This window comes from Paenibacillus caui, assembly GCF_019904135.1.
In the GTDB taxonomy this organism is placed as follows: domain Bacteria; phylum Bacillota; class Bacilli; order Paenibacillales; family Paenibacillaceae; genus Fontibacillus; species Fontibacillus caui.
This window is the reverse complement of sequence record NZ_JAIOGQ010000024.1, coordinates 1-19,953: the sequence shown is the minus strand read 5'-3', so window position 1 is coordinate 19,953 and position 19,953 is coordinate 1. Positions and strand designations below refer to the sequence as shown.

The following is a 19,953-nucleotide window of genomic DNA, read 5'->3' as shown; positions in this document are numbered from 1 at the left end:
GGCATTACTTTCGTCATCTGTCTTCCTGCCGGAATGGGAAGTATAATGTTGGGTAGAATTGCAGCTAGCCTTTAGGAGAAATAGAGTTGAAAACCCAAAAAAAGTTCGGCTTGATATGGATATTGAGAGCCTGCGTTATCATCATTATTGAAGGACAAATCCTGATGCAGCACGACCTTTCGGGCGGGATGAAAGCCTTCATGGCTGCCGGTATTGTGCTCCTGCAGCTCAATGATTACGTACGGCATACCTGGCAAGTGATAGGGACCCGTCGCCCGCTCTATCTATTATCGATCATCGTCAGTATAGTGGGCATAGATTGGTATATGTACCGGCTGGAAAGCTTTGCGGCGAGCATTTTTTATGTGTTTCCGCTGTTCGAAATTTTTGTAAGGAGCGGGTCCGTTCAGATCGGCCTGCTCAGCTTTCATGCGCTGCTATACCTCTTCACTGTGATCATTGCCATGAAGAGCAGCATCCAGGATTCGGTACTCCCTTATCTGGCCATCGTGAATGTGATTTACTTCTTCCGTCAAAACCATCTGGAGAAAGAAAAAGGCGAATGGCTAAACGCACAGCTGATGGAGGCCAACGCCAAGCTTCTGGCTCATTCCCAGGATATTAAAGAGATGACCATTGTGCGGGAAAGAACAAGAATAGCGCAGGAGCTTCACGATTCGATCGGGCACGCGCTTGTGGCCGTTCGCATGCATCTGGAATATGCCGAGCATGTGCTGGATTCAAGCCCTGCAAAGTCGCGGGAAGCGCTGGGCAAAGCGGTAAGCTTCTCGAAGGATTCCATGGCTGCTCTTCGTCAGGCCGTGTCGGTTCTTAAGGAAGACGCCCAAAAGAACAGCATGCAGCTGCAGGAAGCGCTGAACGAAATTGCGCAACATATGCATATGGATGGAGGACTTGAAATCCGGCTTGATTTCGATCATAGGGTGGAGCAGGCTATTCCGGACATCAAAAACGGCATTTACAGGACGGTGCAGGAAGCGGTGACCAATGGGGTCAAGCACGGAAAAGCAAAGCGGTTCAACATCACCGTGGCCAAAGATGGGAACGCGATTCGAGTCATGGTGGACAATGACGGCAGCGGCTGCAGTGATATCGTGAAATCCCACGGCATTTTAGGTATGGAAGAGAGAATTGCGCTGTTAAAAGGAGCTGTCCGGTTTGATTCTCCGCCAAGCGGCGGGTTCAGAGTATCTGCCGAGCTTCCCTATGTAGAGTAACGGAGGATTTCGATGACTGATATTATGATTGTCGATGACCAGGAAATCGTAAGAGACGGCCTGAAAATGATATTAAGCCTGTATGAGGAGATCCATGTGATCGGGGAAGCCGAGAACGGGGAACAACTGCTGCGACTGCTGGAAAGCCGGCAGCCCGATTGTGTCCTGATGGACATCCGAATGCCGGTCATGGACGGCATTGAAGCGACAAAGGCGGTGAAGGAAAGATATCCGGGGGTGAACGTGATCATCCTGACCACCTTCGATGAGGACGAATATATTTTTGGCGGCCTGAAGTACGGCGCCTCCGGCTATATTTTGAAAGACTCCAGTTCAAAGGAAATCATCAAATCCATCAAAGCGGCGTGCGACGGCAACTTGCTCCTGAACCCTCAGGTCAGCTCCAGAGTCGTTCAGGCGCTTCATGCCGTGAACACGGCCACGGCCGAGGAACAGACGGTGGAACAAAAGCTTGCGGACTTTTTAACCCCGAGGGAAATCGAGGTAGCCAAGCTGATTATGGAGGGCAAAACCAATAAGGCGATCAGCAGCGACTTGTACCTGACGGAAGGCACGGTTAAAAATTATGTGTCCCATATCCTGGACAAGCTGGAACTGAACAGCCGGACCGAACTGGTCGTTTATCTGCAAAATAAATAACAAGATCAATGCTTATAAAAAACAGAATTCCTCCGATATATACTGTAGTGCCTTAAAGCCACACTACGTCAAAGGAGGAACCACTATGAAAAAAGCATGGACAGTCATTCTTGCATGCATCATGGTTGTCGGAATGACGGCGGGAACCGCTGCAGCCAAATCGGACAAGGCTTTGAAAGCCGAACAAGCTGAGGCGAAAGAGAATAAAGCGCCCGCCAAGCAGGAGCAGAAAGCGAAGCAAACGGAGGACAAGCCGGACAAGAAGGCTGCCGACACGAAAACCGCCAAAGCTGCGAAAGAGACGGAGACCGAAACCGTAACTACAGCAACTTATAAAAGGCACGGATACAACGGGCTGCTGGTTGCCCTGGAAAATGTCAAGGACAAGCCGGCGGGCGCGGTGCTTGCCGACCTGCTGCTTACGAAATATGATGCGCAATTAACGCCGGAGATCAAAGCCGAGCTTGAGCAAATTCAAAGCTCGAAAGAAGCGCTCCAGTCCGCCGCCGATTTGCTGGCCGAAGCAGGCAGCGTGACGGATGCGGTTTATGTGCAGCAGGAAGTCATTCTGGCGGATGTGACCGACCTGAAAAGCTACAAGAAGCTGAACGAGCTGTCGAAGAAAGCCGGCTTCAAGACGGGATCTGCGCTCTTTGTCAACGGCGAAGAGTACGAGAACGCTGATCCTGTTTTTCGCCAGGGAAGCACTCTCGTGGCATTCCGTTCCGTAGCCGAGGCGCTTGATGCCCAGGTTACCTACAACGCGGCCGATCAATCCATCACCGTAACAAGGGACGGCGTAACCGTCAAGCTGTACCTGAACAGCAAGAAAGCATTCGTGAATAACAAAGCGGTGCTGCTGCAGACAGCAGCCTCCGCCGAAAACGGCACGACTCTGGTGCCGGTTCGCTTCATATCCGAAGCGCTTGGCGCCACCGTGAAATTCGAAGCGGACAGCAAGAGCGTCGTCGTGTACGAAGAAGCGGCGGAATAGAGCTTTTGACGAGAGGAATAATAAAGAATGAGACAGGTTGCTAGCCCCAACCTGTCTCATTGAAAAGCTATTTAAACGGGTAAATAACCACCAAAATTCATGCCATTTAGAGAATTTTAACTCCATTTACATACCAATAATTGGAATCATCGCTTTTGGTTTTCATCTCAAGGACAACGTAAGAACCATTAGCTTTTTCCCAATACACCAAAGCTCGTTTCTTATCTGGACTTATAAGTAAGGCTGGCATGTAATCACCTACTTCAAGATTCTCTTTTCTGTCCTCACCATAAAAAGCTTCAAGAAAAGAAGACTGTTCTTGTTTAGAGAAAGACGATAACAACTCATCATGTAGCTTAGTAATATCTAAAAGCGTCCAATTTAACAAATCTTGGTCTTTGTTGTTATCACTACTGTTTGCAAATGCTTTGGCCCCTTCATTTTTTAGTATGATTTCCCTTCCTCTAGTCCATGATTGAGTTAAACGTTCTTCAACTTTTTTCACCTGAGCTTGGTTTTCAGAATTTATATTTTTTGGAGAAAGAAAAGAAACAGCACCACTGGCATATGCGCTTGTCCCAGTTATCAAAATGAAAGTGGCTAATGCAAGGACTGTAATTTTTTTATTCATTTTTTTCATCATTAACACCCTTTCATAAAATAGTTATTGTTTATAATAACTTACAGTTCCTGCGTCGGTCCAATCTCCACCAAATAGGTAGTAGTCTTCTACTCGTCCAGACCATGACATTGTATAATTACCTGATTGAGTATGAACACCATCAGTAAGAAGAGCTGTAGCAGAACTGGAAAGATAATAATTGTCACTAACTGCATTCTTCGATCCAAGGTAGGTACCGTCTCTGTATAACTCATAATATGCACTAATTCTAGGAACGAAATCATAACCACCGAAGACAATAACTCCTCCCTCTAAGTATGATACCCCATCTCGCTGATACATTTGAGCATTTGCGGACGCTCCCGATCCTGCTGATACCGATGATACTGAAGTCAACGTACAGAAAATTGCTAAAGATAGAATACCAAAAAACTTAGTTTTGAAATTTTTTGTGGCCTTCATGCATATTCCTTCTCGAAATTAACAATATGTAATATAATGTAATAATATTCCTATATAATAGAAATTTCAATAGCTATTTGGTTATAATTACATATTCTTAAAGAACCAACACCTTCACTCTAGGGTGTACAACTACACAAGCAAGCTAAATCGCTGAATCATGGTAATTTAAGGCCTGAAGAGACGATACGAACGAATTGAATTTTTTGAAATACCCTAATTTTGAGTTAAAATGATGAAGTGTATTATTACTAGAAGAAAATATCTACTATTGGTTTTAATACTCTTCGGTGTTCTTCAGCTCTTACTTCTATACAAAAAGTTACTTCAGAGAGGTCTACTCATGTTAAATAAATCTACCAGACAAAGTGGATTCTCCCGGGGCTGAACTTCAGTTGGGGAACAAACAACGTCCCGATAAAGAATTTTAGCCTTCCTTCAATATTATATTCTTCCGCTTTAACCCTTTTTTAATTAATTGGTGATTCATATTCCAGTTAATGTGGTAATCATCTAATATATGGATATAGAGTGGAGGCGAAAATATGAATTATCCCGAATCTGACTTTGAATCAAATTTATCGCAAATCCCTAATCATTTCATTCCTGATGTGGCAGTTAAAGATCTTGACCCGGCACCGCCAGATTTCAAAAATAGCTACAAAAGGATCAATGAATGGAGTTTGAAAGTTTGGAAGGCTTTTAATCAAGGGGACTGGGATTTATTATCTAGTTTGCTGTTATCATTAAAAAAAGAGGGAACTCAGGTTGTTATCAATACATCTGACCCCATCCCATTTGATATTCAGTCCTCAGTGTTTTATAACTCAAAGCCGATTATTTTTTTGCATGAGGTTAAATCCATATTAGATGAGCTTGCGTTACCAGATATGGATGTGGATTCATATCATTACAATGAATTTATTATTTCATCTTACCTATATTCACTAATGAAATATTGTGATACGAAAATCATTTTTATAAAAGCTTATGACAGGCACATTGTGATCTCATGCTTAAGCTCGTCTTTCATTGATATTCATGCGTGTTTCAATGCCATTATAGGAAGCGGAGAGAATTATAAGGCATCATTCAACATGCAATATCAACAAAACCAGGATAGAAGCTGGACCATCAATTGCAGCATTCCATTAAGCAGTGAGCAGAATGATCGAGTTAAAAGCTATAGTATCTATAATTCCACATTTCATCATAAGGGGCTAGCTAATGTTAAGTTACTCGCCGGAGGCTCTTATGCAAACACAGCTTTAACTATAGAAATAGCCAATAATCAGCATGCCGTTTATAAATCTGCAAAGGGAAAAGGATTTTCTAAATTACGTGATGAAATATTATGGATTAAAAAATTGTCACCCAAAATCAAAGAACTCTATCCCGAAATATTAAACTACGAAATCAATGATGACAAAGAAGAATGCTGGATGGAACAAATTTATTATCCTTGGCCTTCCGTAACAAGTTATTTAATGAACAATGGGTTTAACAGGTTTAGCAACTACCATTATAATACCGTGGAAATATTAAATTTTCTGATTGATATTGTCTACCAGAATAAAAATCTCTTTTATATCCATGAGGTTGAACCTGCGCCTGATGATTTTTTTGAGCGATTTCATAAGAACAAGATTAGGGATCGATTACTTGAGACTCAAAGCATAGACCCTTCTTTTGAAAGTTTCATTCATGCACCGTACTTGATCTTGGATGGAGATCAACTACTCGGCCCATTGCAGCTTCTTGAATGCTTTGAACAAATCAATCAGCTTACGCATTTGCTTCATCCTCCCTATCTATGCACTTTACATGGGGATTTGAATATCGGAAATATTTTAGTAGACCCTGCATCTTTTAAAAGTTGTTATAAAAACTACGGTAACCTGCCGGTCAAGTATATTGACCCCAGAGGCTGGATTGATCATAAGACTGGAGAATTAAAAGGCCAAGACTATATGTATGATGTAGCTAAGATCGCCTATCACTTTTTTGGATATTATGATCAAGTAAGAGCAAATATGGTTAATATCGTCATTGATGACAAAGTAAGCTCGATTCCTGAATTTTCGATTGTCATACCCCAGTATGATTATGATAAACAAGAATTTACTGATTCTGCGGCTAAACAATACTATCATTTACAAGCAGCAATGCTGAACTACGTGATACAAGAGAAGAAATTTTTGGAACTGGAAGATGAAGAAATATGGAAGATCAGATTTATGTTTACCCTGGGGTCCTGTATGATTTCAGATATTCCTTTTCTTCTACAAGGACCTGAAGGCAATAAAAAAGCACTGGAAATATTTATGCTTGGAACACGATTTTTTAATTATGCATGGGAGATGATCATTACCTACTTTCAAAACCATCCAAACTCAACATTAAATAATGTCATATCTGAACTTGTTCATAAATATCCAATTTACTGGAAGTCCCCTTTTGACAGATCAAGCAATGAAACAATTTTGGAAAATCTGGGGATGAAGTTATCTCCGATTGCAAACTTGTATTTATAACCTGATTTGGAGGTTAATCAATGGGAAATGAAATGGATACGATTCATTTAAAAGAAGAGCATCTTGCGAGATATGAAAAGGCCAAGAAGAAAGCAGTACGTTTTATGCTATTTGATATAGACCACAATATTACGGATGGGCAGAATCAAGTGCCTGAATATATTACGCATGAAATTGCAAATTTGTTAAATGTAAAGGGGGTCGGAATCGGTTTTGTTAGCGGCCGTCCAGAAAAAGCACTTGTGCCAACCGGAAAAGATATTATCAGCGTTGTAGATGTTATTTTACCATTGATTGACGCTAATCAGCTTGAAAAGGTCATTATTTTTCCCGAATATGCTGGTTATGGTGTGAATATAGGCTCTAAAAAATTGACTGATTACGGGTTTATTGATACTTTTGGCAAACATAAATCCGCTTTGATTAAGTATTTAGATGACGAACGGTATCCCTGGGTAGACTTTATTGAAGATAAGCGTACGGGTATTTCATTATGGATCAAACCGCATCTTCGTGATCTCAGCTTGATCATCCAATATATTCAGGATATGAATTCAGTGCTGGAAATCCTTGGTCTGAGTAAGGAGTATATTGTGATTGATGGAGCACATCGAACGATTGATGTGTTACACAAGAAAGTAAATAAGGTGCGTGCGATCCAGGAGGTGGCGAATATTTATGGGATTTTGCCGGAGGAAATTGCGACTTCTGATGATCAGGCGGATTCTAACGAAGGAGGATACTTGTTTACCAATCATCCCTTAGGGTTTGCTACAGATTCCTATTACAAGGAAAGTTCTGCACAAATTTCGACGAAGCTTGCATTCAATGAAACAGGAATCCATGCAAATATGAAATTACTAAAAGAACTTGTTTTTCAACGGCTATAAGTTAAAAGGGAGGATGCAGGCGTTACGGAAGCCTCGCCTCCCCTTTTTAAAATCACAGAAAAACGAATTAGTGAATGTCCACTCTTGTGAAATAAACGATCGTTGCTACCATTCCGGCAATGGAGGTAGCCGCAATGGCGATGTAGGAATAAAACGGCGGATATTCGGGCACAAAAGCATGCTCCGCTATGACGTGTACCGCCGACCAAGGAAAGAGCGCTTTGTATTCTCGGTTCGCTAGCGCCACATTGCCCATCACGACTACTGCTGAAAAGATAATGGTGGGCACGTAATTTTTAAACAGCAGCGTGATAAAGATGGTCGGGGTCGACAGGAGGAACAGAAGGCTGCCCCCAATGCAAAATTCTGTAAGCGATTCCAGCAATACGTCCGCGCTCAACCCTTCATATCCCACGATCAGACCGAGCAGCAGAATGAGCCCCCAGGCGAACATCGTTAAAACCATGATCCATAGGTATAGCAGAACCATTTTGCTGACAATCAGGCTTATTCTTGACACCGGAATGGTTAACAGGTTCTTTAAGGTATCTTCCGCATACTCGCGGTTAAACAGATAGGCTGTTATCACTCCATAAAGCAGGGATCCTATAAGCAAAAGCACGTACAGGTTGGTCTCTCCGAACGCCTTCGCAAAGGTCGCGGGCTCGTCCGGCATCCTGGACTTCATATCCAGATAACCGATGAACACCATAATCGGAGCCGCTGCCGCACCCACTACACTGACCAGAAACATCTTGGCGCGCTTCAGCTTAAGCAGTTCGGTTGCCAGCAAACTAACCAATGGTCCCACCGCCTATCCGTTTCACGAAGTAATCCTCCAGCCGGTCTTCACTCATTCTTATCTTGGACACCTCAAGACCGCGCTCTACAAAAAATCTGTTTAGCTTGGCCTGCTCCCCGAAATGGGAATAGACACGGATATGGCCGCCGTCATGAACCTCGTAATCATAGATTCCCCAGTCCTTCTCCAGCAGCATAGTCGCCTTATTATCGTTCGACACCTGAAACTCCAGATACTTCCGGTTTCTTCGGTGAAGCTCCTCGAAGGAGATCTCCTCCAGCAGCTTGCCTTGATGGATGACTCCGATGTGATCAGCCAGCTGCTCGATCTCGGACAGAATGTGGCTGGAGACCAGAATCGTGATCTTTCGCTCCTCCGCCAAAGCTTTGATCAGCCTCCGAATCTCTTTGATGCCAATTGGATCGAGGCCGTTCGTAGGCTCATCCAGAATCAGGAGCTCAGGATGATGGAGAATGGCTCTGGCAATCCCCAGCCTTTGCTTCATGCCTAAGGAATACTTGCCGACCGTCTTTTTGGTTTCATCCTGCAGCCCTACAATCTCCAGCACTTCTTCCACCGCATTCTGCTTGTGGATCCCCCTAAGCCTGGTATTGATGTGCAGATTCTCCCGGGCCGTCAGATTCTCGTAAAAGCCGGAGAACTCTACTATCGAGCCTGTTCTCCTCAAAATTTCTTTCTTGTTCTTCAGCAGGCTCTCGCCAAAAATCTCAATCTGCCCCTCAGTCGGCTGGATTAATCCGAGCAGCATTCGAATGGTCGTCGTCTTGCCCGCGCCGTTCTGACCGAGAAAGCCGTAGATTTGTCCTTGATAAACATTCATCTGCAGATTGTCTACAGCTTTCTGAGTTCCGTATCTCTTGGTCAAATGGGTCGTCCTGATAACCGCCTCCATGTTGCACCTCCTGTCTATAGCCGGTTCATCACCGGCTCAATGACTATGATAAGCAGCAGCTTTTAAATGCTGCTTAACCAGTTCTTAACAGTTTCTTAATTCGTTCGGCGCCTTATGCTTTTGGGATCGAAAAGGCAACCGTCGTTTTCTCTCCCGGAACGCTTTCGGCCCAGATGCTGCCGCCGTTCTTTTCCACCAGGGACCTGGCAATGGCCAAGCCGAGCCCGCTTCCCCCGCTCAACAGATTGCGGGATCGGTCCGTCCGGTACATTCGCTCGAATATGCGGGGCAAATCTCCTTCCGCAATACCGGCTCCCCGGTCCCAGATATGAAGCTGATACTCCTTCGTATTCTCTATCAGATCGATTCCGAGCACCTTGCCGTCTTGGCCGTAATACAACGCGTTCTTGATGATATTGCCCATAATCCGCTGCAGGCTCAGACGATCCGCCTTAACGGGGCAGGGCTCATCCGGAATGCGGGCGGACAGCTCGATTCCAAGTTTGCTCATCTCCGGCCAAAACTCGATTACCGATTCCCTGACAGACTCAGCCAAATCCAGCCTTTCCGCTTTCATCGGGATTTCGTCCGCGTCCAGCTTGGCCATCAGAAAGATCTCGTCAATCAGCTCCTTCAGCCCACCGGCTTTCCTCGAAATGATCTCCAGATAGTCCCGCCTCTCTTCTACTGTTGCTGCTACATCATCCTTCAGCGCATCGACATACCCGATCATAGAGGTGAGAGGTGTCCGGATATCATGAGAAATATTCGACAGCAGGCTTTTGCGGGCCGCCTCGGACCGGATGGTCTGAACCTGAACCTTCTCCATCTGCTCGATCAATTCATTGATGGAGAAAATAACCTCATCCAGCAAACGGTCATGACCTGTTAAAATTCGGGTGTTCAGATTGCCGTGAACGGCTCTTTGGAGCTCCGCAGCCATCCCTGTCAGCTTCATTCTAAGCCGTATTCTCTGGTAAAGCACGAACCCCGTACTGATCAACAGCACGGCAAACAAAGCCCCTCGAAGGAGTCCCGGGGGCTGATCAGCTTCCATTATGAGTAGGCCCGCCCCGGCTACAAACGGAAGGAAGGTCAAATAAATACTCTTATCCTTATTCATCTTGCTCACCTATAAACCGGTACCCGATGCCCCATACGGTCTGAATGAGCCGAGGATTGGACGGATCAACCTCTATTTTCATCCTTAGCTTGCGGATATGCACCATAACCGTATTATCGTCCTCCAGGTATTCGCTGTTCCACACCTGGCGGAAAATCTGGGTTTTGGTAAACACCTGCTCCGGATGTGAGGCGAAAAAGTGAAGCAGCTCAAATTCTTTGGCCGTTAAGGAGATTTCTTCCCCCGCTTTGGTCACGATGTATTTCTTCGGATCAATAGTCATGCCTTTGTACCTGATAATCTGCGCTTCCTGCTGTGCGGCTTTGTCACTGCCCAATACCATATACCTTCTCATCAGTGCCTTGATTCGGGCAACCAGCTCATGAATGCTGAAGGGCTTCGTCACATAATCATCCGCCCCGATGCCAAGACCCAGGCACTTGTCCAGTTCCTGGTCCTTTGCAGTCAGCATGAGTATCGGTACATTGCTCTTCTCCCGCAGCCTTCTGCACACTTCTATTCCATCTACCTTCGGCATCATCAGATCCAGCAGGACCAGATGATAGGAATGAGCTTCATACAAGCGAAGGGCCTCCTCGCCATCCGCAGCCGTGTCGACCTCATAGGTTTCCAGGTCCAAATATTTCTTCACTAAATTTCGAATTTCCTTATCGTCGTCGGCTATCAGAACGCGTATGCCCGTCATGGTCTCACCTGCTTCGTCTGTGTATATTATCCTTTTACCACCATAACTGAAAATAGGGCCGAATTCTACTGATACGAGTGGTAGGGCAGCATTTCCTCAGCCTACGTAAAAAAAGTCGAGTTCCTGATTTAGGAACCGACTTTTTTAGATTGATTTTCATCTGTTATCTTAATTCATAAAAAATGCTATGGTTTTCTGCCAAGAATCCGCTTGACCGTAAGAATTTCCTTGTAATGTCCCGCCGCAAGTGAAAACTCCTGAACCCATTTTTATATTCAATGTTTCACTGATTGGTACAACATACGGTATTGGTAATGTATGACCTAAGTCTTTATATGCTAAAAGATTGTAGTCATATTGATAATTGTGTTTGGCCAAAGCATCCATCACTTCCACACAGGCATCATAGGTATTCCACACATTATCTTCCTGACCTGCAATCAATAATAGATCGGCATGCGCATTCTCTATTTTTATTCGTGCATCTTCTTTATTTTTAGCTATTTCCACACTCTTTCGATATGTAGTCGTAAACCCAAAGGGTGTATTCTTTTCTAAGCAACTACGCTGATGCTCATAAAAAATGTCATTATCAACGGGTATAAACGGCAATGATTTTCCTTCATATGACCATGATGAAACATTACTGTCACTCATAAGGCCATCTAACGCTTGAAAACAATAGGCATGTGGTGCAGATACGGCTACTTTAGAAATGAAATTGTATCTTGAAGCCAGAAGCAACGCCAATTCTCCACCTTTAGATGTACCATGTACATAGATTTCGCTGGCATGTGTTAATGGATTTTTTTTAAGCCAAGAAAACACTTTTTCAAAATATTCAAGCGGAATTTCTTCAAGTTTTTCAGGCAATCCTTCTTCATTAAAATATCCAACGGTTAAAACGTTAAAGCCTCTAGATGCCAATGGTCCTGACAGAAGCGAAAGAGCACTTCGTTTACCGTCTGATCCACCCAATACTACAACCGTTTTATTGTTAGAGTGATCAGCGTAAAACAGCTCTCCCTTAAATTCATCCGTAATTTGTAGTCTCTTCACTTCAGGTAACTTGAACATACGCTCTAGGGTTACAGATTCCCGGTCTTGCCCGCTTTCACATACGATATCAATAAATAGACTTTCATCGATTGAAAGATCAAGAGCGATATTCCCTCCCCCACTGCTAACCTTTTGAAAAGATGCAATGAGCCCCATGCTATCTATATAGTCATAAGTTCCAGCATCCGGTTTGTGTTTGGATAAATCAACACTACCGTTTGCATCTGCGGTAAACCAAGCGAATGATTCATACTTTTCACTGATTGCCCATGGAAAATGCATGGACGCCGTTATTTTCAGCTTTGCTCCTGGCGGCAGCTCTGTGACATAGATATGAATTCTTTCGTCAACAAGCGCTACTCTTGGTGTTATTTGTACTTTCATAATCGCAAAACCTCCATAATCGTATAAAAATTTTCACCATTTATAAACGCTTTCTTCGTGAAATAAAACGATCCAAAGCTCGAGTTTGTACCTCTTGAAACCCTTCTAGATCTTCAAATTTATAATTTACATCTTCTTCAAAACCAACCTGTCCTGCGTCGTTAGTACCATGTAGTCTTTTTAATAAACTCCATAATATTTCCAGTTCTTCCGTTGTGAAATCATTGAAAATATCTGCCATCAGCAGTACGGCTTTCTCACCACATTCCAGCATTACCTTTCTTCCTGATTCTGTGATTGTAATGTTAATAGCACGTTTATCTCGTTTGCTTGGCGATGTAACAAGGTATCCTTTGTTCTCCAGATTGACTATCAACTTTTTTGCACTTTGTTTGCTGGTTTCTAACTTTCTTGCAATATTAATCAGTGTTGTTTCATCCTCTGGCAAATGGGCTATGGCCAGCATGATCATGTACTGCCGTGACGTTAATTTCTCAAAATAGTTATCGCCTTGACTTTGCAGCTTATTCGTAACGGTGAAAAAAGTAGCGTAAGTCTGCTGCATTACATATAACTCTCTAAGCGCTTTAGAATAGTCCATAAATAGATCCTTTCCTGATTATAGTCACCATGTTGACTAAATTAATAATAAACACCTTCTGCATTATTGTCAACATGGTGACTATAATGTTGCTTGACATAGAAACCCCATGATATGGCTGAGCCTTGTCCTCAGCCTCTTGTTTCGTTTAGAGTTAAAGCATGCGAATGTAACGAACGATTGGGAGAGGAAGATGAACATTGAATAGAACCCGCTGCGCCTGGGTCAACACAGACCCGCTGTACATCGCCTATCATGACGAGGAATGGGGAAAACCGCTTTACGACGATCGGAAGCTGTTCGAGCTGCTTATGCTGGAAGGCATGCAGGCAGGTTTGAGCTGGTATACGATTCTCAAGAAAAGGGAGAACTTTCGGAAGGCCTTCGACCAGTTCGATCCGGAGGTCATTGTGAAATACGATGCGGCCAAGGTGGAGGAGCTGCTGAACAATGAGGGGATTATCCGGAACCGGCTGAAGATCGGGGCTGTCATTCAGAACGCGCAGGTCTATCTGGATATCGTCAGGGAGATGGGCAGCTTCGCTGAATACTTGTGGAGTTTTACGGGCGGCAAACCGATCGTGAATCACTGGAGTCATATTTCCGAAGTACCGGCCTCGACCCCGCTGTCGGACGAGATGAGCAAGGCGCTTAAAAAACGGGGCATGAAGTTTGTCGGCTCCACAATCTGCTATGCGTTCATGCAGGCCGCAGGCATCGTTAACGACCATACGCTGGACTGCTTTTGCCGCAGCGATTCGGGAACCCGGTCTTGAAGCTCCGTTTAGAGGAATGGATAGGAAACGCGTTAGGAACAAGGCAGCTCGATAATCCCGCGGGGTTATCGAGCCTCCTCTTCTTTTAACACCTCTACGATCCGCTTCACAACCGGATTGCCTTTATTCTCTCTTTTGCAGGCGGCGTAGATGGTGTTCTTCACGGACAAATGAGGAAAAAGCACTTTTGTTTTTTTCTGCCGGAGGGATTCCTCGATTAAATAAGCAGGTAAAATGCTGATCCCCATGCCCTGTTCGATGGCGTCCAGAATAATTCGTAAATCGGGGATGATATGATCGGGCCGAAGCTGGGGACGTCTGCCGAAGTGCTCCCTCCAGTATCTGCGGATAATGGGCAATTCGAGCCCGTAGCTTAGCCAATTTTGCCGGCTTAACCATGCCTCGGTTTGCTCCGCCCCTTCAATGCCTTCACTTCCACCTATCGGATAGTGAAAAGGAGCTGTAACGACAAACTGCTCATCTTCAATTTTCATATACTCAATGCCGGGATATGGAAGCTTTTGGGACGTTATAATCAGCTCAACCTCGTCCTTCTGCAGACTGTCCATTAACGCCTGGGCGACCCCGAAACGGACGGACAGCCTTACGTTCAGCCGTTTTATTTTGCCTAGTGCGCGATTTCCAAAATATTCTGAAGCGGAGCCTATACGAACGACTGGAGCAGACGTTGTCGAAGCAGAAGCATGCTTGAGCTCCAACGTCATGCTTTCCAGCTGCTCAATGACAGGGGCTATCGCGGTATACAGCTCTTTTCCTTTATCGGTAGGAATCATCTGCCTCGGCGCGCGATGAAACAGCGGCTCTCCGACCTCGGCCTCCAGTGCCGCCACATGCTGGCTCATAGCCGGTTGGGTTAGAAAACGGGCTTTCGCCGCCGCCGAAACCGACCCGTGTTTGTAGACGCTGATAAAGCTGCGGTACCATTCAAAATCGATCATGCTTCAGGATCCCTCTTTCCATGTTGATCCTCCCTTTGTCGCTCTTCTGTCATCATTTCTCCGGACCTGCTGCCGCATCCTTCTATATAAGTATAACAAACAAAGCCTATAAACCGGTTCTTCTTAACCAAAGAAACCGATTTACAGACTTTTTGAATGTTTCTAGACGTTCTTAGCTTAGCCCAGTTGTTTAATTACGGCAGACGCGACACTGATGGTCGACTGCGGATTTTGACCCGTGATCAGGCGGCCGTCGATCTCAATATGATCGCTCCAGTTTGGATTGGCTGCAAACAATGCCCCTGCTTCGCGCAGCCGGGTTTCCAGCAGGAACGGCATGTGGCTGTCCATACCCGCTTCTTTCTCTTCGGAATCCGTGAAGGACGTTACCTTCTTGCCTGCTACCAGCGGAGTACCGCTAGACAGGGTGACCTTTGTTAACCCGGCAGGGCCATGGCACACGGCTGCCACGATCTTGTCCGCTTCGTAAAACTCCCGGATCAGCGATTGCAGCTTCAGGTTGTCCGGCAGGTCAAACATCGTGCCGTGTCCGCCAGGCAGGAAAATAGCGTCAAAACGGGAAATATCGCCGATTTCATCCAGCTTGACAGTGTTCTCCAAATGCTTGACGGTGTCCATAATCTCCGCAGGAACCTCCCCTTGCAAGCTGTTGCTGTCAACCGGGGACTTGCCGCCCAGCGGGCTGGCGATTGTGATGTCATACCCTTTCTTCGTGAATTCAATGTAAGGCTCAGCAAACTCGGACAGCCACAGTCCGGTCGGGTGGCCTTCATTTGTACTGTCAGCCGTTGTCACGACCATTAATATATGCTTGCTCATAATGAACTCCTCCTAAACTATTCATGATTTAATAATTTGAAAACGGGAATTGCTGCGTTTAACGCTTCCGCTTTTCTACCTAATCGTAATTCAGGTTTAACTATAATACAAATTAGAAAATAACCGACTTGGTATAAATAAATTTATAGTTATGATTGAATCTGAAATTGTCTGAACATGAGAAGCAATCTATATACCTTTGCCTGAAATTAGTGCTATAACTATGTATAAATCAATTCAATGATGATGGAGGTGATGTTCTTGAACAAGCACTTTTCCATTCATCTTCCAGATTTTGTTGAATGATTTGTATGTGAAATGCCCAAGGACCACATAGCATTCGCTGTCATGTGCTTGAAGCAACCACAATAGACTCAAATCGTCGTCAAATAGGTCGGTGTAGGATAAAGAAACAGAGCTTGCCCTAAAACAAGCCCAGTTCGAATGTATGTTCGTTGTTTGTTAACCGGACAACGTCATGTATATCCGTCGAAACGTTGGAAACCAAGGACTGTGCCGCCCAAAGCGAAGTTTGGTCTGCCTGGTATGCTCCACGAGGCGTGAGGCCGCCGCCAGGTCCAGGCGCTGCCGCAGAGTCGGAGAGGATGGGACGTGTTTTAGACCCAGGGATTTCGCAAAAAAACGATCCTTCCGAAACGGCTCGATCTGGTCAAAATCACTTTTACCCTGGCATAACAGTTCCAAGTAGTATAGAGTACATCAGGATGAGTGACGGTCGGGTGCTATGCACCCGGCAGCGAATAACGGATGAGTCGCTTAGCGATTCGAGTATGGGAAAGGAGCAGGCCAACAAGCGCCAAACCGGAATGAGCGGTTAGCCATGACTGATCCAAATGAAAACGGACTGGATTCATCAGGCACCTCCAAGGTGAACATAAAAAGTGAAGGAATTTCTTTCTTATTCTTCAGTTTACTTCACCGGAGGCTACTTTTCTAACTTTTTCGATATTTCGTTTCACGGATTCAGGTTTCATTTAATCCTGCATAATTTCCCATACAGTTTTCTTTTTCAAAACCTCTAACATCGCTTGTTCAGCTTCATTTAATAAATCACTAACCTGATTGAGTTGCTTTTCAACTTGTTGAGCGTGTTCAAATTTAGAGACATCAAATCCTTGATAAAACTTAAACATGGCTTTACTGCCTTCTATCGCTTTAAAAATGTCAAATAAAGTAATGTCTTGCGTTTTTTTCATTAACATTAAACCACCTGAAATGCCCGTTTTTGAAGTAATTAGGCCTTCGTTTTTTAGCAATCCGACCAGTCGTTTTACACTTGGAATTGGCATATTTAGTTTTTCTGAAATACTCTGTATTGACGAGTATTTAGATTGTTCTTCCTCTGACTTTATGCTGATATACAGAATAATTTCTGTAGCTTGTGAAAATGCAATTGAATATGACATGGTATAATTCTCCTATTTGGTATAATTAAGTTAATTTAATTATACCAAATAGTTAAAGTTTAATCCATCTTTTTTCTTTTAAAGAGAAGACTCGCCATTGATGTTAAAAACACAAAGAAAAGCGCAACTTTATATATACTTGTGAAAGCTGCAATTTGGGTATATTTAACATCAATTTCTTGAATATTGCTATTAAGAGCTGAGATAAAAACCGCAAAAGCAAAAACTAGACCAACTTGACGCAAAACAAACAAAACAGATTGCGAAGCTGTCAGTAGATCACCTTTAAAATCACTCGCCCCTAAAACTTGAACTGGCCCAAGTAAAAGTCCATATCCAGCACCTAATAAAGCACAAGCAACATAAATTTGTATCGTGCTAGTCATACTTATCGTTGCAAAAAGACTATAAGAAATTCCCATCAAAATAAATCCTAAGAAAATAATTAGTCTAGCACCAATTTTTGAAATCAACATAGAAGCCATCGGTGAAAAAATAGAAAGTACAATGCTAATAATCGTCAAAAGTAACGCAGCTGCCAATTCAGTTTGATGTTGAATTTTAACAAAATAAGTTGGCAAAATAATGAACACCCCAACAAAGAAAACTGTACTCAAAACCATAGTTAAAGCCGCACCGTTGAACTGGCGATAACTAAAGAGCTTCATTGGAATCATTGGGTAATCAATTTTATTTTCATACCAAATAAATGCGAGGAATGAGATGAAACTAATTGCAAATAAACTCATTATAGCCAGACTTGTCCAATGCCAAGCATTGCCCTGTATTGAGGCAAGTGTTAAGGTAAACAACGTTGAAATACAAAGAAGCGATCCGATGACGTCAATTTTTTCATTATTTACAGTTTCATTTTTAAAATCTAGTGTGTAAAAACATAAAGCAATAATGAGGAAAATGATTGGAGCATTTACAAAAAAGACCCAACGCCAAGAAAAGTATTGCGTCAAAACACCTCCAATACTGGGACCAAGCGCTCCCGCTAGACCCTGAGTCATTGCAACTGTTGCAATAATTGGTTTTCTATTTTCCACAGCAACTGTTGAATAAGCAATCGTCATTGATAAAGGTAGCACAATCGCTGCACCGAATGCTTGCATAAGACGCCCGCCAATTAGAAATGCAACATTACCTGCAGCACCCGAAACAAGTGAACCTATTAGAAAAACAACAATACCAATCAAAAATGACTTATTAAGCCCGATACGTCCTGCCAACTTCCCTAAAGGAATCGCAAAAGCCGCAAATAATAGACTATAAACATTTAATGCCCAGTTCAAAGCTGTTAAATTTGTGTTCAAACTTACTTGGATACTTGCCAATGCAATATTCATTACCGTTGTATCAAGCAAGGTCAAGAAGACACTTAAACACATTGCAATTATAATTAATATGTTTTTATTCATGTGAGACATAATCCTATTCCTTTATTTTTCTTTCCTTTTACTGGGAGCGTGTGAATTAATATATCGTTAGTTTTAAAATCTTGAGCTACCAAACAATTTTCAAGCATATAGCGAAATGCTGTCAGGCTTTCTTCATCAGATACTACTAGTACTTTTTCTTCTCCTTTCCTTGTCAAAAGTTAAAACGTAACGTACTTCACTGAACTTTACCTCTACTTCTTGCATAAATAACCTCATTTCTATCATTAAAAATAATAAACATAATTAGTATAAGTCATTTATACTAATTTATCAATTATGAAGCATAAATATTTTCCTAAGCTCATCTTCATTCCAATTTCGTTTCATAAATCCTCTTCCCCTAATCTAAAGTTGAGTGTAATCTATTGATTAGAGGATGAAAACAATACTTTGCGGTCTAGAGCAGCTACCCTGTCACTAGCCTAAGAGGGAGGTTTAGTTTTGTTGGAAACTCAAATAATTCCAGAAAATAAAGGTACTAATGGAAAAGCGGTAGGTTCATTGCTTATAGGCATTTTATCAATTTTCGGGATAGTTATTATAGGAAATGGGGCAGTTCTTAGTTTAGCAGGTCTATTGCTTGGAATTTTGGGTTTAAGAGAAACAAAAAAACTTAGGCAAAAAGGAAGAAAATTAGCAGTGGCAGGCATAATTTTCAATTGTTTAGCTATTGTTAGCTTATTCTTTTAATTAACTATCCGTAGTCAAAAATAGGAAACCCTGATAACTAAGGGTTTCCACTATTTTTGCAAATTATCAACATTAAAGTTTAACAGAGCCTTCGTCTTGCCGCTAAATGTATCCGGTCGATAGGTTGTCTGGAAAAAAACGCTGCTTACATTCAGGAATTGTCTTCTTGCTGGGCGATGATCACCTTAACGCCGAGTGTTTTAATTCGTTCAATAGCCTCCGGATCGGCATCCTGGTCGGTAAATTCGTCTCACACCCGAATCATAGCCCCGCGTGACGCATCCCAGCGCCACGCAACAGTCTGCCCCTGCAGATGCAAGCCTCCAAACCACTCATCGATGCCTTTGACGGATAACCAGTCCTGTTCTCCCGCCAGTACTTTTTGTCCCAGATCCGTTAAAGTAACGGTACACTCAGGCAAGGCCGGCGCCCGGTGGTTCCAGTCCGGAAATTCCGCTAATCCTTCCAAAGTTAGTAACGGAAACGGCCCTTCCGCCATTTTGGACAAACGATATCTGAACTCCAGGTCGCCCATGCCTAAAGCATTCAACCGATCGCCCACTTGTTTGAATAATTTGAAGGGGTGATTGATCCCTCCGGCCACCCCCTCTAAAGTGCCTTGCTCTATGCTCCCAAGTCCATTATGAGTGGAAGGGAGACGGGAGAGGTGCGCCTCGAATGCGCCCTTCACAAATGGCAAGTGGATTGTCAACACTTAACTGGACAACAATTTTGAGGGCAAGCTTCTAGCTTCGACTGGTGTTCGATAACCAAGAGTTCCATGAATGCGATGATGATTGAACCAGTGAACATAGTCGCTCAGTTCGA

22 protein-coding genes and 1 pseudogene are annotated in these 19,953 nt (G+C 43.5%); 7 read left to right on the top strand and 16 right to left on the bottom strand.

All coding sequences use genetic code 11. The features are described from left to right. Window positions 1-86: 86 nt before the first annotated feature. The 3 genes from K7397_RS14590 to K7397_RS14580 all read left to right on the top strand — a co-directional run bounded on the left by K7397_RS14590 (window position 87) and on the right by K7397_RS14580 (window position 2,892). Entirely contained in the window at window positions 87-1,238 is a 1,152-nt protein-coding gene (locus tag K7397_RS14590; protein WP_223068677.1) for a sensor histidine kinase, read from the top strand. Window positions 1,239-1,250: 12 nt separating this feature from the next. Continuing rightward, a complete protein-coding gene (locus K7397_RS14585) occupies window positions 1,251-1,898 on the top strand; it encodes a response regulator transcription factor (protein WP_223068676.1) in 648 nt (215 codons plus the stop codon). Window positions 1,899-1,983: 85 nt separating this feature from the next. Then, the gene (locus tag K7397_RS14580; RefSeq protein WP_223068675.1) at window positions 1,984-2,892 is read left to right on the top strand and encodes a copper amine oxidase N-terminal domain-containing protein; all 909 of its coding nucleotides are present in this window, start codon (window positions 1,984-1,986) and stop codon (window positions 2,890-2,892) included. Window positions 2,893-2,998: 106 nt separating this feature from the next. Here the strand turns inward: K7397_RS14580 and K7397_RS14575 are convergent, their stop codons facing one another. Then, on the bottom strand, window positions 2,999-3,532 hold the full coding sequence (locus tag K7397_RS14575; RefSeq protein WP_223068674.1) for a hypothetical protein: 534 nt from the start codon (window positions 3,530-3,532) through the stop codon (window positions 2,999-3,001). A gap of 24 nt (window positions 3,533-3,556) precedes the next feature. After that, window positions 3,557-3,976 carry a hypothetical protein gene (locus K7397_RS14570; protein ID WP_223068673.1) on the bottom strand — a complete coding sequence of 140 codons (420 nt, stop codon included), beginning with the start codon at window positions 3,974-3,976 and terminating at the stop codon, window positions 3,557-3,559. A 545-nt stretch (window positions 3,977-4,521) separates the two neighbouring features. On the opposite strand from K7397_RS14570, the gene K7397_RS14565 reads away from it, so the two are divergent. Then, complete coding sequence (locus K7397_RS14565) at window positions 4,522-6,510, top strand: hypothetical protein (protein WP_223068672.1); 1,989 nt, start codon at window positions 4,522-4,524, stop codon at window positions 6,508-6,510. A 20-nt stretch (window positions 6,511-6,530) separates the two neighbouring features. Next, window positions 6,531-7,400, top strand: a complete 870-nt coding sequence (locus K7397_RS14560) for an HAD family hydrolase (RefSeq protein WP_223068671.1) — start codon at window positions 6,531-6,533, stop codon at window positions 7,398-7,400. 67 nt (window positions 7,401-7,467) lie between these two features. Here K7397_RS14560 and K7397_RS14555 read toward each other — a convergent pair whose 3' ends face one another. The 6 genes from K7397_RS14555 to K7397_RS14530 all read right to left on the bottom strand — a co-directional run bounded on the left by K7397_RS14555 (window position 7,468) and on the right by K7397_RS14530 (window position 12,988). Then, a complete protein-coding gene (locus K7397_RS14555; RefSeq protein ID WP_223068670.1) occupies window positions 7,468-8,202 on the bottom strand; it encodes an ABC transporter permease in 735 nt (244 codons plus the stop codon). Continuing rightward, window positions 8,195-9,115, bottom strand: a complete 921-nt coding sequence (locus K7397_RS14550; protein WP_223068669.1) for an ABC transporter ATP-binding protein — start codon at window positions 9,113-9,115, stop codon at window positions 8,195-8,197. Before K7397_RS14550 ends, K7397_RS14555 begins: the two co-directional genes overlap by 8 nt. A gap of 112 nt (window positions 9,116-9,227) precedes the next feature. Continuing rightward, entirely contained in the window at window positions 9,228-10,238 is a 1,011-nt protein-coding gene (locus K7397_RS14545) for a sensor histidine kinase (protein WP_223068668.1), read from the bottom strand. Further along, window positions 10,231-10,944, bottom strand: coding sequence for a response regulator transcription factor (locus tag K7397_RS14540; RefSeq protein WP_223068667.1), 714 nt, complete (start codon window positions 10,942-10,944; stop codon window positions 10,231-10,233). The genes K7397_RS14545 and K7397_RS14540 overlap by 8 nt, the downstream gene beginning before the upstream one ends. Window positions 10,945-11,112: 168 nt before the next feature. After that, window positions 11,113-12,387, bottom strand: coding sequence for an acyl-CoA thioester hydrolase/BAAT C-terminal domain-containing protein (locus K7397_RS14535; RefSeq protein WP_223068666.1), 1,275 nt, complete (start codon window positions 12,385-12,387; stop codon window positions 11,113-11,115). A gap of 40 nt (window positions 12,388-12,427) precedes the next feature. Next, window positions 12,428-12,988: a MarR family winged helix-turn-helix transcriptional regulator gene (locus K7397_RS14530; protein ID WP_223068665.1), complete on the bottom strand. Its 561-nt coding sequence runs from the start codon at window positions 12,986-12,988 to the stop codon at window positions 12,428-12,430. Window positions 12,989-13,188: 200 nt separating this feature from the next. Here K7397_RS14530 and K7397_RS14525 point away from each other — a divergent pair, with 200 nt between their 5' ends. Continuing rightward, window positions 13,189-13,764, top strand: a complete 576-nt coding sequence (locus K7397_RS14525; RefSeq protein ID WP_223068664.1) for a DNA-3-methyladenine glycosylase I — start codon at window positions 13,189-13,191, stop codon at window positions 13,762-13,764. A gap of 65 nt (window positions 13,765-13,829) precedes the next feature. Here the strand turns inward: K7397_RS14525 and K7397_RS14520 are convergent, their stop codons facing one another. The 6 genes and pseudogenes from K7397_RS14520 to K7397_RS14500 form a co-directional block, all read right to left on the bottom strand. Then, window positions 13,830-14,723 (bottom strand): LysR family transcriptional regulator, encoded by an 894-nt coding sequence (locus K7397_RS14520; protein ID WP_223068663.1) that lies wholly within the window; start codon window positions 14,721-14,723, stop codon window positions 13,830-13,832. Window positions 14,724-14,900: 177 nt separating this feature from the next. Continuing rightward, window positions 14,901-15,563, bottom strand: a complete 663-nt coding sequence (locus tag K7397_RS14515; RefSeq protein WP_223068662.1) for a type 1 glutamine amidotransferase domain-containing protein — start codon at window positions 15,561-15,563, stop codon at window positions 14,901-14,903. A gap of 564 nt (window positions 15,564-16,127) precedes the next feature. Beyond that, a pseudogene (locus K7397_RS14510) lies at window positions 16,128-16,271 on the bottom strand (IS1380 family transposase); the annotation flags it as partial. A 35-nt stretch (window positions 16,272-16,306) separates the two neighbouring features. Beyond that, entirely contained in the window at window positions 16,307-16,438 is a 132-nt protein-coding gene (locus K7397_RS21885) for a hypothetical protein (RefSeq protein WP_273545630.1), read from the bottom strand. Between the two features lie 120 nt (window positions 16,439-16,558). After that, window positions 16,559-16,990, bottom strand: coding sequence for an RrF2 family transcriptional regulator (locus K7397_RS14505; protein WP_223068661.1), 432 nt, complete (start codon window positions 16,988-16,990; stop codon window positions 16,559-16,561). A 59-nt stretch (window positions 16,991-17,049) separates the two neighbouring features. After that, window positions 17,050-18,414 carry an MFS transporter gene (locus tag K7397_RS14500; protein WP_223068660.1) on the bottom strand — a complete coding sequence of 455 codons (1,365 nt, stop codon included), beginning with the start codon at window positions 18,412-18,414 and terminating at the stop codon, window positions 17,050-17,052. A gap of 465 nt (window positions 18,415-18,879) precedes the next feature. On the opposite strand from K7397_RS14500, the gene K7397_RS14495 reads away from it, so the two are divergent. Next, window positions 18,880-19,125 carry a DUF4190 domain-containing protein gene (locus K7397_RS14495; protein WP_223068659.1) on the top strand — a complete coding sequence of 82 codons (246 nt, stop codon included), beginning with the start codon at window positions 18,880-18,882 and terminating at the stop codon, window positions 19,123-19,125. A gap of 250 nt (window positions 19,126-19,375) precedes the next feature. Here the strand turns inward: K7397_RS14495 and K7397_RS14490 are convergent, their stop codons facing one another. After that, window positions 19,376-19,825: a hypothetical protein gene (locus tag K7397_RS14490; protein ID WP_223068658.1), complete on the bottom strand. Its 450-nt coding sequence runs from the start codon at window positions 19,823-19,825 to the stop codon at window positions 19,376-19,378. 15 nt (window positions 19,826-19,840) lie between these two features. After that, the gene (locus tag K7397_RS14485) at window positions 19,841-19,948 is read right to left on the bottom strand and encodes an IS3 family transposase (RefSeq protein ID WP_420488788.1); all 108 of its coding nucleotides are present in this window, start codon (window positions 19,946-19,948) and stop codon (window positions 19,841-19,843) included. Window positions 19,949-19,953 lie beyond the last annotated feature (5 nt).

Bases quoted from the DNA above. Each gene is read 5' to 3' on its own strand.
- K7397_RS14545 (WP_223068668.1), bottom strand. From the start codon at position 10,238: ATGAATAAGGATAAGAGTATTTATTTGACCTTCCTTCCGTTTGTAGCC.
- K7397_RS14540 (WP_223068667.1), bottom strand. From the start codon at position 10,944: ATGACGGGCATACGCGTTCTGATAGCCGACGACGATAAGGAAATTCGA.
- K7397_RS14550 (WP_223068669.1), bottom strand. From the start codon at position 9,115: ATGGAGGCGGTTATCAGGACGACCCATTTGACCAAGAGATACGGAACT.
- K7397_RS14560 (WP_223068671.1), top strand. From the start codon at position 6,531: ATGGGAAATGAAATGGATACGATTCATTTAAAAGAAGAGCATCTTGCG.
- K7397_RS14500 (WP_223068660.1), bottom strand. From the start codon at position 18,414: ATGAATAAAAACATATTAATTATAATTGCAATGTGTTTAAGTGTCTTC.
- K7397_RS14505 (WP_223068661.1), bottom strand. From the start codon at position 16,990: ATGTCATATTCAATTGCATTTTCACAAGCTACAGAAATTATTCTGTAT.
- K7397_RS14580 (WP_223068675.1), top strand. From the start codon at position 1,984: ATGAAAAAAGCATGGACAGTCATTCTTGCATGCATCATGGTTGTCGGA.
- K7397_RS14565 (WP_223068672.1), top strand. From the start codon at position 4,522: ATGAATTATCCCGAATCTGACTTTGAATCAAATTTATCGCAAATCCCT.
- K7397_RS14535 (WP_223068666.1), bottom strand. From the start codon at position 12,387: ATGAAAGTACAAATAACACCAAGAGTAGCGCTTGTTGACGAAAGAATT.
- K7397_RS21885 (WP_273545630.1), bottom strand. From the start codon at position 16,438: ATGAATCCAGTCCGTTTTCATTTGGATCAGTCATGGCTAACCGCTCAT.
- K7397_RS14515 (WP_223068662.1), bottom strand. From the start codon at position 15,563: ATGAGCAAGCATATATTAATGGTCGTGACAACGGCTGACAGTACAAAT.
- K7397_RS14585 (WP_223068676.1), top strand. From the start codon at position 1,251: ATGACTGATATTATGATTGTCGATGACCAGGAAATCGTAAGAGACGGC.
- K7397_RS14520 (WP_223068663.1), bottom strand. From the start codon at position 14,723: ATGATCGATTTTGAATGGTACCGCAGCTTTATCAGCGTCTACAAACAC.
- K7397_RS14530 (WP_223068665.1), bottom strand. From the start codon at position 12,988: ATGGACTATTCTAAAGCGCTTAGAGAGTTATATGTAATGCAGCAGACT.
- K7397_RS14575 (WP_223068674.1), bottom strand. From the start codon at position 3,532: ATGAAAAAAATGAATAAAAAAATTACAGTCCTTGCATTAGCCACTTTC.
- K7397_RS14570 (WP_223068673.1), bottom strand. From the start codon at position 3,976: ATGAAGGCCACAAAAAATTTCAAAACTAAGTTTTTTGGTATTCTATCT.